Origin of the sequence: Micromonospora sp. NPDC049048 (genome assembly GCF_043197615.1) — a bacterium.
Taxonomy (GTDB): domain Bacteria; phylum Actinomycetota; class Actinomycetes; order Mycobacteriales; family Micromonosporaceae; genus Micromonospora.
Window position 1 is genome coordinate 1,029,441 of record NZ_JBICTM010000001.1, and the last position, 14,684, is coordinate 1,044,124.

General features: G+C 73.9%; 14 protein-coding genes. 9 read left to right on the forward strand and 5 right to left on the reverse strand.

Translation table 11 applies throughout. The features are described from left to right. The first annotated feature begins 29 nt into the window (after nucleotides 1–29). The 8 genes from ACGFIG_RS04850 (at nucleotide 30) to ACGFIG_RS04885 (ending at nucleotide 8,571) form a co-directional block, all read left to right on the forward strand. A complete protein-coding gene (locus tag ACGFIG_RS04850) occupies nucleotides 30–1,322 on the forward strand; it encodes a M16 family metallopeptidase (protein WP_392999183.1) in 1,293 nt (430 codons plus the stop codon). After that, nucleotides 1,322–2,668 (forward strand): M16 family metallopeptidase, encoded by a 1,347-nt coding sequence (locus ACGFIG_RS04855; RefSeq protein WP_392999185.1) that lies wholly within the window; start codon nucleotides 1,322–1,324, stop codon nucleotides 2,666–2,668. Before ACGFIG_RS04850 ends, ACGFIG_RS04855 begins: the two co-directional genes overlap by 1 nt. A 259-nt stretch (nucleotides 2,669–2,927) precedes the next feature. Further along, complete coding sequence (locus ACGFIG_RS04860; RefSeq protein WP_392999187.1) at nucleotides 2,928–3,953, forward strand: aspartate-semialdehyde dehydrogenase; 1,026 nt, start codon at nucleotides 2,928–2,930, stop codon at nucleotides 3,951–3,953. A 123-nt stretch (nucleotides 3,954–4,076) separates the two neighbouring features. Beyond that, a complete protein-coding gene (locus ACGFIG_RS04865) occupies nucleotides 4,077–4,517 on the forward strand; it encodes a PPOX class F420-dependent oxidoreductase (RefSeq protein WP_392999189.1) in 441 nt (146 codons plus the stop codon). 97 nt (nucleotides 4,518–4,614) lie between these two features. Then, entirely contained in the window at nucleotides 4,615–5,031 is a 417-nt protein-coding gene (locus ACGFIG_RS04870) for a CBS domain-containing protein (RefSeq protein WP_392999191.1), read from the forward strand. A gap of 161 nt (nucleotides 5,032–5,192) precedes the next feature. After that, a complete protein-coding gene (locus ACGFIG_RS04875) occupies nucleotides 5,193–5,579 on the forward strand; it encodes an SCP2 sterol-binding domain-containing protein (RefSeq protein ID WP_392999193.1) in 387 nt (128 codons plus the stop codon). Beyond that, a complete protein-coding gene (locus ACGFIG_RS04880) occupies nucleotides 5,579–7,639 on the forward strand; it encodes a glycogen debranching N-terminal domain-containing protein (RefSeq protein ID WP_392999195.1) in 2,061 nt (686 codons plus the stop codon). Before ACGFIG_RS04875 ends, ACGFIG_RS04880 begins: the two co-directional genes overlap by 1 nt. Before the next feature lie 173 nt (nucleotides 7,640–7,812). Next, on the forward strand, nucleotides 7,813–8,571 hold the full coding sequence (locus ACGFIG_RS04885; protein ID WP_392999197.1) for a lysophospholipid acyltransferase family protein: 759 nt from the start codon (nucleotides 7,813–7,815) through the stop codon (nucleotides 8,569–8,571). A gap of 141 nt (nucleotides 8,572–8,712) precedes the next feature. On the opposite strand, the gene ACGFIG_RS04890 is transcribed toward ACGFIG_RS04885, so the two are convergent. The 5 genes from ACGFIG_RS04890 to ACGFIG_RS04910 all read right to left on the reverse strand — a co-directional run bounded on the left by ACGFIG_RS04890 (nucleotide 8,713) and on the right by ACGFIG_RS04910 (nucleotide 13,667). Further along, nucleotides 8,713–9,432 carry a hypothetical protein gene (locus ACGFIG_RS04890; protein WP_392999199.1) on the reverse strand — a complete coding sequence of 240 codons (720 nt, stop codon included), beginning with the start codon at nucleotides 9,430–9,432 and terminating at the stop codon, nucleotides 8,713–8,715. Between the two features lie 73 nt (nucleotides 9,433–9,505). Beyond that, the gene (locus ACGFIG_RS04895) at nucleotides 9,506–10,219 is read right to left on the reverse strand and encodes a response regulator (protein WP_392999201.1); all 714 of its coding nucleotides are present in this window, start codon (nucleotides 10,217–10,219) and stop codon (nucleotides 9,506–9,508) included. After that, complete coding sequence (locus ACGFIG_RS04900) at nucleotides 10,192–11,331, reverse strand: hypothetical protein (RefSeq protein WP_392999460.1); 1,140 nt, start codon at nucleotides 11,329–11,331, stop codon at nucleotides 10,192–10,194. The genes ACGFIG_RS04895 and ACGFIG_RS04900 overlap by 28 nt, the downstream gene beginning before the upstream one ends. A gap of 25 nt (nucleotides 11,332–11,356) precedes the next feature. Further along, nucleotides 11,357–12,535 (reverse strand): sensor histidine kinase, encoded by a 1,179-nt coding sequence (locus tag ACGFIG_RS04905; RefSeq protein ID WP_392999203.1) that lies wholly within the window; start codon nucleotides 12,533–12,535, stop codon nucleotides 11,357–11,359. Nucleotides 12,536–12,773: 238 nt separating this feature from the next. Next, nucleotides 12,774–13,667 carry a septum formation family protein gene (locus ACGFIG_RS04910; RefSeq protein ID WP_392999205.1) on the reverse strand — a complete coding sequence of 298 codons (894 nt, stop codon included), beginning with the start codon at nucleotides 13,665–13,667 and terminating at the stop codon, nucleotides 12,774–12,776. A 147-nt stretch (nucleotides 13,668–13,814) separates the two neighbouring features. Here ACGFIG_RS04910 and ACGFIG_RS04915 point away from each other — a divergent pair, with 147 nt between their 5' ends. Beyond that, complete coding sequence (locus tag ACGFIG_RS04915; protein WP_392999207.1) at nucleotides 13,815–14,396, forward strand: hypothetical protein; 582 nt, start codon at nucleotides 13,815–13,817, stop codon at nucleotides 14,394–14,396. The last annotated feature ends 288 nt before the right edge of the window (nucleotides 14,397–14,684 follow it).

A 14,684-nucleotide genomic window follows, 5' to 3' on the forward strand; every position in this document is an offset into this window, starting at 1 on the left:
CGTGCAGCTGATCGGATAGCGTCGTGGCCATGCCCGACAGCGGTTACCCCTGGCCCATCGAGACCACCCGACTGGACAACGGCCTGCGCGTGGTGGTGAGTGAGGACCGCACCGCCCCGGCGGTCGCCGTGAACCTCTGGTACGACGTCGGCTCCCGGCACGAACCCGAGGGGCAGACGGGCTTCGCCCACCTCTTCGAGCACCTGATGTTCGAGGGCTCGGTCAACGTGGCGAAGACCGAGCACATGAAGCTGGTGCAGGGCTCGGGCGGCTCGCTCAACGCCACCACCAACCCGGACCGCACCAACTACTTCGAGACGGTCCCCGCCGAGCACCTGGAGCTGGCGCTCTGGCTGGAGGCCGACCGGATGGGCGGCCTGGTGCCCGCGCTGACCCAGGAGACGCTGGACAACCAGCGGGACGTGGTCAAGAACGAGCGGCGCCAGCGCTACGAGAACGTGCCCTACGGGGACTCCTGGCTGCGGCTGCTGCCGCTGCTCTACCCGCCCGGGCACCCCTACCACCACGCCACGATCGGGTCGATGGCCGATCTCAATGCCGCCGATCTGGCCACCTTCCAGGCGTTCCACCAGACGTACTACGCGCCCAACAACGCGGTGCTCACCGTGGTGGGCGACGCCTCGGCCGCCGAGGTGTTCGCGCTGGCCGACAAGTACTTCGGCGCGATCCCGTCCCGGGCGGAGATCCCGCCCGCCCCGGACGGCCGCGACGTGCCGCGTACCGGCCGGCCCGCGCTGGAGACGGTCACCGCCGACGTGCCGGCGCCACGCGTCTACGTCGCGCACCGTACCCACCCGTTCGGCAGCCCCGGCTACGACGTGACGACGGTGCTCGCCACCGTGCTGGGCAGCGGCCGGGGCAGCCGCCTCTACCAGCGCCTCGCCGACGGGGAGCGGATCGCCCAGCCCGACCTCGTCGGGGCGTACGGGGTGGACCTGGCGCACGCCCCCGCGCCGCTGATCGCCACCGCCACGGCCCGCCCCGGGGTGAGCGCCGAACGGCTGGCCGCCGGGCTGGCCGAGGTGGTCGACGAGCTGGCCACCGTCCCGGTCACCGCCGCCGAACTGGACCGGGCCAAGGCCCTGCTCAGCACGTCGTGGTGGCGGCAGATGTCGACGGTGGACGGCCGGGCGGACACGCTCGGGCGCTACGCCACGCAGTTCGGCGACCCGGCGAAGGCCGGGGAACGGCTGCCGGCCTGGCTGGCGGTGACCGCCGAGCAGATCGCCGAGACCGCCGCCGAGGTGCTCGCCGCCGCCGACCGGGTGACCCTGACCTACCTGCCCGAGGAGAAGCCCTGATGACGCTGATCGCTGACCGTCCCGGGCCGGGTGCCGCCCGCCCGTACCGGTTCCCGCAGGTGGTCCGCCGCACGGTGGCCGGTGGTCAGGTGGTCGCCGCGCACCTGCCCGGGCAGAACCTGGCCGTGGCGCTGCTGCTGCTCGACGCGGGCGCCGGCCGCGAGCCGCTCGGCAAGGAGGGGCTCGGCGCGGTGCTCGCCAAGGCCCTGGAGGAGGGGACGGCGCAGCGCGACGCGACGGCGTACGCGCTGGCCATCGAGGGGCTCGGCACCGAGCTGGTGATCGGGCTGGACTGGGACTCCTTCCAGGTCAGCGTGCAGGTGCCGGTGGAGCGGCTGAGCGCGGCCGTGGAGCTGCTCGCCGAGGCGGTGCGTACCCCGAAGCTGGACCCGGACGACGTGCGGCGGGTCCGCGACGACGAGGCGACCGCGCTGCGGATGGACTGGGCCAACCCGGGCCCCCGGGCCGACGCGGCGCTGCGTGCCGACCTGTTCGGCGCCGGGAGCCGGTGGGGCCGCCCCATGTACGGCGACCCGGAGTCGGTGGCGGCGCTGGACGTCGAGGACGTCACGGTCTTCCACTCCGAGTGGTTCATCCGCCCCGGCACGCTGATCGTCGCGGGTGACCTGGACCGGCTGGACCTGGACGCGCTCGGGGCGGCGGCGTTCGCCGGCACCGGCGGCGGGCCGGTCGACCGGGGCGGCCCGATCGAGGTGCCGGCCCGCCCCGGCCGGCGGTTCATCCTGGTGGACCGGCCCGGATCGGTGCAGTCCACGCTGCGGCTGGGCCACCCGTCGCCGCACCGGGCCCACCCCGACCACGTGCCGATGACGCTCGCCGGCACGGTGCTCGGCGGGGCGTTCACCTCCCGGCTCAACCACCTGATCCGTGAGGTGCACGGCTACACGTACGGCATCCGGGGCGACTTCGCCTCGTCCCGACGGTTCGGTCGGTTCCTGGTCAGCTCCGGGGTGCAGACGGCCGTCACCGCGCCGGCCATCGTCGAGGCGGTCGGCGAGATCACCCGTACCCGGCAGACCGGGGTGACCGAGGAGGAGCTGGAGGTCGCGCGTTCCTGGCGGGCCGGGCAGCTCTCGGTCGAGCTGCAGAGCCCCCGGGCGATCGCCTCCGCGCTGACCACCCTGGTCGTGCACGACCTGCCGGACGACTACCACGCCCGGCTGCGGGAGTCGCTGCTCGCCGCCGACGTGGCCCAGGTCTCCGCGGCGGCGGCCACGCACCTGCGCCCGGAGGAGCTCACCCTCGTGGTGGAGGGCGACGCGGCGGCGATCCGCGACGAACTCGTCGCCACCGGCCTCGGCGAACTGGTCGAACCCGCCTCCTGACCGGGCCGGGGCGGTGTGACTTGGGTCGCGCCGCCCCGGGCCGGCGCCGCGTCCCGCACCGGGACGGTCGGCGTGGATGCTGCGGCGGTCCGCCCCGCCGGCTGACGATCCTTTCGTGCCACCGGCCCTCGCGACGGTGTCGTTCCGTCCCGTGGCCGTTCCGCCGTGACCGCCGCGACGCCCCGCCGGGGCCGCCGCCGGCCCCGGTCGGTGGGAAAGCGTTCCCGGTCGGGCCGCCGGGCTGGGTAGCCTCGCGGGCATGAGGATCGGCATTGTGGGGGCCACCGGCCAGGTCGGTGGCGTGATGCGGCAGGTGCTGGCGGAGCGGGAGTTCCCGGCGGAGCAGGTGCGGTTGTTCGCCTCGGCGCGGTCGGCCGGGCGCACCCTGCCCTGGCGCGACGGCGAGGTGACCGTGGAGGACGCGGCCACCGCCGACTACTCCGGGCTCGACATCGCGCTCTTCTCCGCCGGCAAGGGCACCGCGAAGGAGCTCGCGCCCCGGGTCGCCGCCGCGGGCGCCGTCGTCATCGACAACTCGTCGGCGTTCCGCATGGACCCCGAGGTGCCGCTGGTCGTCGCCGAGGTCAACCCGCACGCCGCCGCCGTACGCCCCAAGGGGATCATCGCCAACCCGAACTGCACGACGATGGCCGCGATGCCCGTGCTGCGCCCGCTGCACGCCGAGGCGGAGCTGGTCAGCCTGGTCGTCTCGACGTACCAGGCGGTCTCCGGCGCAGGCCTCGCCGGTGTCGCCGAACTCGACGAGCAGGTCCGCAAGGTCGCCGAGCACGCCACCGGCCTCGCCTTCGACGGTGCGGCCGTGGAGTTCCCGGCCCCCCGCTCGTTCGCCCGGCCGATCGCGTTCAACGTGCTCCCGCTCGCCGGCTCGATCGTCGACGACGGCAGCTTCGAGACCGACGAGGAGCAGAAGCTGCGCAACGAGAGCCGCCGCATCCTGGAGATCCCCGGGCTGCGCGTCTCCGGCACCTGCGTCCGGGTGCCCGTGTTCACCGGTCACTCGCTCCAGATCAACGCCCGGTTCGCCCGCCCGATCACCCCGCAGCGGGCCCGCGAGCTGCTCGACGGCGCCCCCGGCGTGGCGCTCGCCGACGTGCCGACCCCGTTGCAGGCCGCCGGCCAGGACCCGACCTACGTCGGCCGGATCCGCGCCGACGAGACAGTCGAGCACGGCCTCGCCCTGTTCTGCTCCAACGACAACCTGCGCAAGGGCGCCGCGCTCAACGCGGTGCAGCTCGCCGAGCTGGTCGCCGCCGAGCGCCGCTGACCGACGTGCTCCGCGGGGCCCCGCCGGCTTCGGCGGGGCCCCGGCGCGTTCGGCGTACGGCACGAACGGGCGTGCGCCGTGGTTCGATGGGTCCGCCGTGACCGGTCGAGCGGGAGGTTTGCCGTGGCGGACGACGAGACCCAGCGGACGTTGACGGAGCTGATCGCCGGCCACCGGATGGGGGTGCTGGCGACGCTCCGGCGGGACGGACGCCCGCAGCTGTCCACCGTGATCTACGCCTTCGACACCGCCTCGGCCCTGATCCGCGTCTCGGTGACCGACGGCCGGGCCAAGACCGCCAACCTGCGCCGCGACCCGCGCGCCTCCTTCCACGTCAGCAGCGGCGACGGCTGGGCGTACGCGGTCGCGGAGGCGCGCGCCGAGCTGACGCCGGTGGCCGCCGACCCGGACGACGCGACCGTGACGGAGCTGGTCGACCTCTACCGGGCGATCCAGGGAGAACACCCGGACTGGGCCGACTACCGGCGGGCGATGGTCGCCGAGGGACGCCTCGTGCTCCGGCTGCACGTCGAACGCCTCTACGGCATCCCGCCGCGCGCCTGACCCGCCCCGCCGACGCGGCTCCGGCCCCGGGGCGCCGCGCGTTACCCCGTCCCGGTCGGCGGGTAGACGGCGGTGCCGACACCGAGAGGGGAGCACCATGACAACGGTCGGAGAGTTCATGACGACCCGGTTGGTGACGATGGACGGCAACGAGACGCTGATCGCCGCCGCCCGGGAGATGCGCGACAGCGCCATCGGCGACGTGGTGGTGACCAACGGTGACGATGTGATCGGCATCGTGACGGACCGGGACATCACGGTGCGGGGCGTGGCGGAGAACATGGACCCGAACTCGACCCCGCTCAACGCGGTCACCAGCAAGGACGTGATCACGGTGAGCCAGTACGACGACGCGGTCGCCGCCGCCGACCTGATGCGCACGTACGCCGTCCGCCGGCTGCCGGTCATCGACGACGGTCGGCTGGTCGGCCTGGTCTCGATGGGTGACCTCGCGGTGGAGCGGGAGCCGCAGTCGGTGCTCGCGGACATCAGCGCCGACGAACCGAACAACTGACGTACGCCTCGGCGCGCCGGCTCCCCGGGTGGGAGCCGGCGCGCCGCTGCGCAGGGCCATCCCGACGGGCGGGCGACTCACCCGGTCCGGGCGAGGTTGGCCCGGCACCGGACGGGGACCCCGTGCCAGGGACATTGCCCGACGGGGGAGGAGAAGACCCGATGGCGGACGCGACGACGAGGTTCCTCGAGGACCTCGACCGGCGGGAGTACGAGCCCCTGCTGGCGAAGTCCTCCGGAAGCCTGCGCCTGGACCTGCACGAGGGGGCCCAGACGACGCACTGGCTGTTGCGCATCGACCGGGGCCGGGTGCGGGTGAGCCAGGACGACCGGGAGGCCGACACGGTTGTCGGCGTCAGCCCCGCGCTCTTCGAGGACATCGCCGCAGGCCGCGAGGGCGGGGTGGCGGCGATGCTGCGCGGGGACGTCACGGTGACGGGGGACCTCCGGTTGCTGCTCCAGGTGGAGCGGCTCTTCCCCAGCCACCCGGACGCCCGTGGCCCGCACAGCCCCTACCGGCGCATGCGGGCAGAGCGGGAGGTGCAGTGATGGGGCAGAGCAACACGATCCGGATCCTGGACGGCAGCACCTTCGTGGTGTCGGAGGACACCGGCGACATCGAGGCGACGCCGAGCGAGCCGACCGGGTTCTTCGCACTCGACACCCGGTTCCTGTCCACCTGGGTGCTGACGGTCAACGGGGAGCGGCTCAACCCGCTTTCGTACGACGACCTCCAGTACTACGAGGCAAGGTTCTTCCTGGTGCCGGGGTTGGCGACGCACTACATCGACGCCAAGTTGTCGATCATCCGGGAGCGGGCGGTGGGGGGCAGCTTCCGCGAGACGCTCACCATCCTCAACCACGACGAGAAGCCGGTCGACCTGGAGATCAGGATGGACGCCGCGTCCGACTTCGCCGACCTGTTCCAGGTCAAGGACGAGATCCTCAACAAGAAGGGCGAGATCTACACGGAGGTCGAGCCCGACCGGCTGCGGCTGGGCTACCGGCGGGGCAACTACACCCGGGAGACGCTGATCTCCTCGTCCCAGGCGCCGCGCTACGACCGCAAGGGCTTCGCGTACTCGATCCACCTGGAACCGAACGAGCAGTGGGAGACCGAGATCAAGGTCGAGACCCTCGCGCTCGGCGCGGGTGGCCGGGACCTGCGGATCGGCGTGGGGGCGCACGGCGCGGAGCGGCAGGCCCTCCAGCACGACCTGGAGGAGTGGATCAAGAAGGCCCCCAAGGTCAACAGCCAGCACGACCGGGTGGCCGCGACGTACCGACGCAGCCTGGTCGACCTGGCGGCGCTGCGCTTCTCGCCGCTCTCCCTCGGTGGGGCGACGTTGCCGGCCGCCGGCCTGCCCTGGTTCATGACCATGTTCGGCCGGGACAGCATCCTGACCTGCCTGCAGACGCTGCCGTTCACGCCCGAGCTGTCGAAGACCACGCTGCGGATCCTGGCCGCGATGCAGGGCACCCGCTTCGACGACTTCCGGGACGAGGACCCGGGCCGCATCCTGCACGAGATGCGCTACGGCGAGACCGCCGCCTTCGAGGAACAGCCGCACTCGCCCTACTACGGGTCGGTGGACGCGACGCCGCTGTTCCTGGTGCTGCTCGACGAGTACGAGAGGTGGAGCGGCGACGTCGAGCTGGTCAGGGAGCTGGAGCGGGAGTGCCGGGCCGCGCTGCGGTGGATCGACGACTACGCCGACCTGGTCGGCACCGGCTACATCTGGTACGAGCGGCGCAACACCGACACCGGCCTGGAGAACCAGTGCTGGAAGGACTCCTGGGACTCCATCTCCTACCGCGACGGCAAGCTGCCGCCGTTTCCCCGGGCGACCTGCGAGGTGCAGGGGTACGCGTACGACGCGAAGCTGCGGGCCGCCCGGCTGGCCCGCGAGTTCTGGGCCGACCCGGAGTTCGCCGACCGGTTGGAGCGGGAGGCGGCGGCCCTCAAGGAGCGGTTCAACCGGGACTTCTGGGTGTCCGACGGCGAGTACTACGCCCTGGCCCTGGACCCGGACGGCCGCCAGTGCGACGTGTTGAGCTCCAACATCGGCCACCTGCTCTGGAGCGGCATCGTCGACGACGACCGGGCCGAGAGGATCGCCGAGCACCTGGTCGGGCCCCGGCTCTTCACCGGCTGGGGGGTACGCACGCTGGCCGAGGGCGAGGTGCGCTACAACCCGATCGGCTACCACAACGGCACGATCTGGCCGTTCGACAACTCGTTCATCGCCTGGGGCCTGCGCCGGTACGGCTTCGCCGAGGAGGCGGCCGTCATCGCCAACGGCATCCTCGACGCGGCCACCTACTTCGAGGGCCGGCTGCGGGAGGCGTTCGGGGGCTACCCCCGTGAGCTGACCAAGTTCCCGGTGGAGTACCCGACGGCGTGCAGCCCGCAGGCCTGGTCGACCGGCACACCGTTGCTGCTGCTGCGGACGATGCTCGGCCTGGAACCGCACGAGGGGCACCTCGCGGTGGAGCCCCGGTTGCCGATCGGCATGGGCCGGATCGAGGTGCTGGACATCCCGGGGCGGTGGGGGCGCGTGGACGCGTTCGCCCGGGGCCGCCTCGACCTGCACCGGCTCGGCGACTGAGCCACGCCGGTGCCGGCCTCCGCCAGGGCCGGCACCGGCGGACCAGCCGGCGTCCCGGCGTGCCGCGCGGTCCGATCGGCGCCGCCCGTCGCCGCCCGGCCGTTGTGTCGAAGGGCAGGTGGACACGGGGCCGCCATGGCGTGACTCCCAGGTGGGCAGGGTAAGTTCGCGCCATGCCGGAACTCGTGTACCCGCCCGTGATCGCCGCTGCCAAGACGATGTTCCGGGTCCTCGACCTGAAGATCACGATCGAGGGTGCCCACCACGTGCCGCGTACGGGCGGGGCGGTTCTGGCCAGCAACCACGTCAGCTACCTCGACTTCATCTTCTGCGGCCTGGGCGCGCACGGGGCGAAGCGGCTGGTGCGGTTCATGGCCAAGAAGTCCGTCTTCACACACAAGGTGTCCGGCCCGCTGATGCGCGGCATGCGGCACATCCCCGTGGACCGGCGGGCCGGCGCGGGGTCGTACGCGACGGCGGTCAGCGCCCTCAAGCGCGGCGAGGTGGTCGGCGTCTTCCCCGAGGCCACGATCAGCCGGTCGTTCACGGTCAAGGAACTGAAGAGCGGCACCACCCGGATGGCGTCCGAGGCCGGGGTGCCGGTGCTGCCGGTGGCGATCTGGGGCACGCAGCGGCTCTGGACCAAGGGCCGTCCGCGTACCCTCAACCGCCGGCACATCCCGATCACCATCCTCATCGGCGAGCCGATGGCCCCGGCCGACTACCCGGACGCCAACGCCATGACCGCCGACCTGAAGACGCGCCTGAGCGCACTGGTGGACCGGGCCCAGCGGGAGTACCCGGACGCGCCCGCCGGCCCCGACGACACCTGGTGGCTCCCCAGGCACCTCGGCGGCACCGCGCCGACCCTGGAGGAGGCCGTCGATCTGGAGGTCCGCCGCCGGGCCGCCGCGGTGGACCCGGACGCCTGATCCGGCGGCCTCCGCCCCTCGACCACCGGCAGTCTGCCGTCCGCCAGGCGCGGTCAGGGCCGCCCCTCGACCACCGGCGGCCTCATCACGGCCTGCCGTCTGGCGCCGGCGGCCGGGGCACCACTTCGACCGCCAGCGGCCTCACCGGTGCCCGGACGCCGCGCCGGCCGCCGGCCCGCGCCAATCCCGGTCGGAGTGCCCCCGGTAGTAGTCGTCCCGGGAGTGGAACTCGACCGGCAGCGACCCGGGCAGGGTGATCCGGCTCTCGCCGGCACCCGGCCCGGCCCCGGCCCGCAGCGCCAGCACGTCCCGCTCCGGCGGTGACAGGTCCACCAGCTCGGGGTGGGTCAGCCGGAACGCGGCCACCGCCCGGCGCACCCGCCGGGCCAGCGCGACGACCTCCTCGGCGGGACCGGTGAGGCCGAGGGCCGGCTGCTGGATGGTGCGCAGCGCGTCGCACACCACCAGCAGGTGGGCGTGCTCCCCGGATCCCGCCGTCAGCAGCTCCAGCCGGGACGGCCACTGCCAGCGGATCTGGCCGCTGACCAGGCCCGGCAGCCGGACACCCCGGCGGTGCCGCGCGCCGCCGGCCCCGTCGACCAGGGCGAGCTGGGGCGCGCCGCCGACGTACGCGATCCGCCGGTCGGTGACGGTGACCGCCACCGGCTCGGGCAGCGTCCACCGCCGCCGCGCCTCGGTCGGACCGAGCAGGTGCCCCGACGCGTGCAGCCGGTGCCGGGCGAGCACCCGCTCGCCGCCCTCGACGATCAACTCGTGCCGCCGGTCGAGCGCCGGGGCCACGTCGTCGTCCGCGTCGAAGCGGTGCGGGGCGATGAAGAAGGGGGCCGCGTCATCGTGCATCGTCATGACCTCCGGTGCCGACGCCATCTCACCACGAGCGTTGCCGACCCACGACCGGCTGTCATGACGCCCGTTAGGGGGTCGGCCGGTCGTAGGAAGCCTGTGACCGGTAGATGCCGATCTCCTCCGGCCGGACTAGGCCGTCCTCGATCGCCCGGGCGAGCAATGCCGCCTTCGTGGCGGCCGGACGCCCCGCTCGGGTGTATTTGATGCGCGCCCGGTCGACGTACTGCTTGACGGTGTGCTCGCTGATCCGCATCCGGCGGGCCACCGACGCCTTCGACATCGACTGGAACCACAGCAGCAGCGCCTCGCGTTCCTTGTCGGACAGGGCGGGTCGGTCCGGGCGGGGGTCACCCGCGATGGCACCCGCGAGCGCCGGCGGCACGTACGGGCGGTCGCTGGCGGCGGCCAGCACGGTGGCCACGCAGTGCTCCCGCCCCTCGTGCTTGGCCAGGAACGCGACCGCCCCGGCGTCCAGGGCGGCGAGCATCGTCGGCGGGTCGGTGTGCTCCGAGTAGACCACCACCCGCCGGCCGGCCGTACTCAGCTCGGCGAGCTTGTCCAGCGCCATCCGCCCGTGCAGCCGCAGGTCGAGCAGGACCACGTCGGCGTCGGGGGCGGCCCGCAGCACCGCGTCGGGGTCGTCGCCGGTCGCCAGCACCCGCAGCCGGGGCTCGGCGGCCAGCCAGACGCGGACCCCCTCGATGACGACCGGGTGGTCGTCGACGATCGCCACGCCCACGGGTCGGCCGCCGGTCACGCCCGCCACCGGGTCTGCGCCCATCTGATCTCCCCGTCCCGCTCGTAGAGGTACTCCACCCGCCCGTCGTCGCCTGGCGGCCCGGCGGTGTCGGGACCGGCCCGGTCGGGCGTGACCAGGCTGACCACCACCTCGTCGGCCCGGGCGACCACGGTCATCCGGGCCCAGCCGCGGGCGTCGGCCAACAGCGCGGTGAGCGGGTCGGCCAACCGGCGGCGTACCTGCACCGGCAGCGGCGGCGGGTCGCCGATCGTCACCAGGTCGATCGGCAGCCCGTTGCGTTCCGCCAGGTCGGCGGCGGCCCGCAGCTCGTGCAGCAGCGGGTCGGGCACGTCGTCGGACTCGGCGATGAGCCGGCGCAGCCGGGCGGCGGCCAGCACGGCCCGCCGCTGCACGGCCGGGTCGGCCGGGTCGGCCCGACCGTCGGCCAGCTCCGCGAGCACCTGCTCGGCGGCACCGCTGACCAGCGTCAGGCGGGCGCGACGCTCCTGCCGGGCCCGTTCGGCGGCGTCCCGCTCGGCTTCCGCCGCGTGCGCTGCCGCCGCCGCGCCGGCCCGCTGCCGGGCCAGCCTCGCGATCGCCGTGCCGCCCACGAAGACCGCCACCTGAAGGGTCGACGTGGCGTAGACGGACATGGCGTACCGGGCCAGGTCGGCGGGGGCGGTCGCGCCGTGGCCGAGCACCCCGGCCAGCGCGATCAGCGCGTGCACGCCCAGCGTCGCGATCAGCCCGGACGTCCGCCGCCCCCAGAGCACCATGACGAAGAACCAGCCGAGGGTGCCCCACACCCAGTTCGCGGCGGCGAAGAGCTGCCGCTCACCGGCCGCCGCGAACACCACCGCGTCGACCACGAGCAGCAGCGCGGCCAGCGGCCAGGCGGGCAGGGGCGCGCCGCGCAGCAGCCGGTAGCCGGCCAGCGCCCCGACCGCCGCCACGAGCAGCCAGCCGGCGAGAACCACCTCCGGCGCGGCGAACTCGGCCCGGGCCGCCAGCGCCGCGGGCAGCGCGATCGCCGCGTGCCAGGCCAGCGCGATGACCACGGCGACGATGCGGGCGCCGCGGTCGGAGGCGTCGGCCACGGCCGCCGCCGGGTCCGCCGAGGGCCGGCCCGTCTCCGGCGTACGCGCTGCCGGCACCGCCGTGGCGGGTGGCGCCGTCGTCTCAGTCGACACCGGGCCACTCCAACCGGATCCGGGTACCGGCGCCGGGGCGCGAGTCGATCTCCGCGCGCCCGCCCACCGTGGACATCCGGCCGCGTACCGACTCGCGTAGTCCGTACCGGTGCGCGGGGACGGCGGCCGGGTCGAAACCCGGACCGTCGTCGACCAGCTCCACCACGACGGTGTCGGCGACCCGGGCCAGCCGCAGCGTGGCGGACGCGCCCGGCGCGTGCCGGACCACGTTGGACAGCGCGGCGTACGTGCTCTCGGCGAGCGCCTCCGCGACCGGCGCCGGCACGACGCACGTCGCCAGCTCGACGGTGACCGGCAGTTCGGGCAGCCGGGCGAGCACCGCCCGCAGCCGCTCGTCCAAGGGCACCGGCCCCTCCTCGGGGGCGGACCGCGCGTCGGCCAGCGCGGTGAGGGTACGCAGGTCGGCGGCGCACCGTTCGCGCAGCGCGGCGGACGGGCCGGCGACCGCGCCCAGCCCGATCATCGTCAGGGTGGCCAGCACCGTGTCGTGCAGATCCCGGTTCTGCCGCCGCTCCGCGTCCCGCGCGGTCCGGGCGACCAGCGACTCGCGGGTGAGCCGCTGGTGCGCGACGAAGGCGTCGTCGGCCCGACCGATCCGCCGCCGCATGATGGCGGTGATCACCGCACCGCAGGCCGTCTGCACCAGCAGCGTCGCCGCGTGCGCGGTGGCCTCGTCGGGCTGACCGGCGGCGTGCGCGCCGGCCGCGTAGGCCGCTGTCACCAGCAGTCCCGCCGGTAACGACCAGCGGACCGGGGCGTTGGCCTGCGCGTTGAGGACCGTGGTGCTGGCGAGCACCGCGATCCAGCTCACCTCGCCGGGCAGCACCTCCGGGGCCACCAGCACCGGCATCGCCAGGCACGCGGCGGCGGTCAGCGCCACGTCGCCGAGCACCATCGGACGGCCGATGCCGTGTCGCAGCGCGCGGAACGCGTACCAGATTGACCAGGCGGTCAGGGCCGCGACGGCCGGGACCAGCAGCGCCGGCTCGACGGGCGCGGTACGCACCGACAGGGCGACGACCGCGCCGATCAGGCCGCAGGCCAGTCGCAGCAGCGCCGGCAGGCGGGCGAAGATGAGGGTGAACGCGCCACCGGCCGGAGTGTCCAGCGTGGTCGGCGACGTGGTCGGGGCGGTAACGGCCGGCATCGGGAAAAGAGGCGTCCTTCTGCGACAACGACCCGATCCGGGCCAAAACGGGGGATCGACGCCGGAGAATAGCACGAGCATCCGCCCGCGATCACCCTCGGTGCGTGCCGTGTCGTCGGTCGGTCAGCCTGACCGGTGCGGATCCGACCTGCCGCCGGGGCGGTGACCTGGCCGCGTTGCCCTGCCGACGCCCGTCCACCGGAGATCCTGTGCGGGCTGATCGGCACCGACCTGGTCGTCAGCCGATCGGCAGAGCCTTCGTCCCGCCGCCCGCGATCGACCGGGTCAGCTTCTTGCCGCTGGACCAGTACCAGCAGCGCACACCCCGGTCGCCGCGTGCCCACGCCTGCTCCGACGGGAACCGGTACGTGCTGCCCGTGCGGTAGCGGAGCATCCCGTCGACCGGCACCTTCGCGTAGCGGGCGATGACCGGCCGGCACTTCGCGTGGACGGCCTTCTCGTCTTTGGTTGCGTCCTCGTAGGAGACGTCGGGCGCGGTCCAGACGCCCACGTACTCGAAGCGGTGCACCTTGGTGCACGGGACCGCCAGCAGGTTCGACCACTCGTCCTCCTCGGCGCAGCCGTACCGCAGCGGGGTGGCCGCCTTCAGCACGCCACGCAGGCTGCCCGCCCGGTTGACGGCCAAGTCGTTGTCGCCGTTGGCGCCGCTCACCGGGTCGAGCTCGAAGAGGTCGCACCGGTACCACCGGCTGCCGCCCGTCCAGCCCGCCGGCGACGTGGGTGCCACCTGCACCGACAGCCGGGCGTCGCGCCACTCGCCGCCGACGAACTCCTTGGCCTTGGCGTCGCATTCGGCGAACGCGGACCGCATCGCCGCCGACCCGACGCGGGGCGGGATCGGGCGGGCGGCCAGGTCGCCGGTGAACGTGCCGACGTGGAACGTCTCGACCAGGTGCGCCTTGGCGCAGTCCACCGGCTGGTGGCTGGTCAGGTAGGCGGTCGGCTCGGCGATGACGTGGCACTCGCCGGCCTGCGGCACGAACTGGCGGGCCTCGGCCACCGGCCGCCAATCGTCGGTCAGGTCCCCGTCCGTGCCGGCCGGCGTGCCGCAACCGCTCACCGCCGCCGCGACCAGCGCCGCCGAAGCCGTGACGCCCCACCACCGTCGCATGTGGTCCTCCCCGTCCCCGTGACAACCGGCGCAGCATAAGGCACCGGGCGCCTGCCCGGTCACCCGGCGACGCGGGCACCGCACAGCCGACCTTGGCCGGCGGTGCTACCTTCACGCCATCGCCGCCGCACCGAGCCGGGAGCAACCGTGCAGAAGAGGTACGTGGGCCTGCTTGCCGTCGTCGTGGCGACGGCGTGTCTCGCCGTCGTCGGCACCCTCGGTGGCTGGTACCTGGCCGACCGGGGCGCATCCGACTCCACCTCCTCGGGCGGGGACGCCGCCACCACGGGCGCTACCGGCGGCCCTTCGACGGGCTCCGCGGAGACCGGCCCGTCGCCGACGAAGGAGCAGCCCGCGGGCCGGACGTACCGGCTCGATCAGTTGATGTACAGCCAGTCGGGCCTGACCGTCACCCTGGTCAGCGCGGAGAGCACCGACGGCAGGCTGCGGCTGAACCTCGCGTACCGCAACGGCACGTCGGTGCCGTGGCCGGTGAGCTGCCCGACCGCCGAGGTCGACCGGACCTCCTCGGAGATCGTCCTGTCGGACGGCCGGAGCGTGCGTCCCGAGTCCACCTGGTGCACCACGACCCGGCCCGGCGAGTCCTTCAGCATCGCCCCGGGCCAGCGGGTGGATAGCTGGGCCGTCTTCCCGGTGGCCGCGGAGACCGGCATGTCCTTCGAACTGGCCTGGTACGACTTCCCGACCCTCGACGTCCGACTCCGCTGATCCTCGCCTCTGGGCGCCCCGGCCGCCTCGCGTCGTGGGCACCGGAGCACTCTTTACTGTTGATCGGTCCGCGCCGGGAAGCGGCAGTAGACCGCCGTCGCGTCGTCGGCGGCGGGCCGGTCGGATTCTCCGCAGCCTGGATCCGGTATCTCGAGCAGATCTTCACCTTCAACGGCGGGCCGTTCGACGTGCGCCTGCGAGTCATCCGGCTGGCGGAAGCAGACACCAGGTCGTTCGGCAGTCGCGTAATTGACTCATCCACCAGATCGCGACGCTGCCTCACACCGT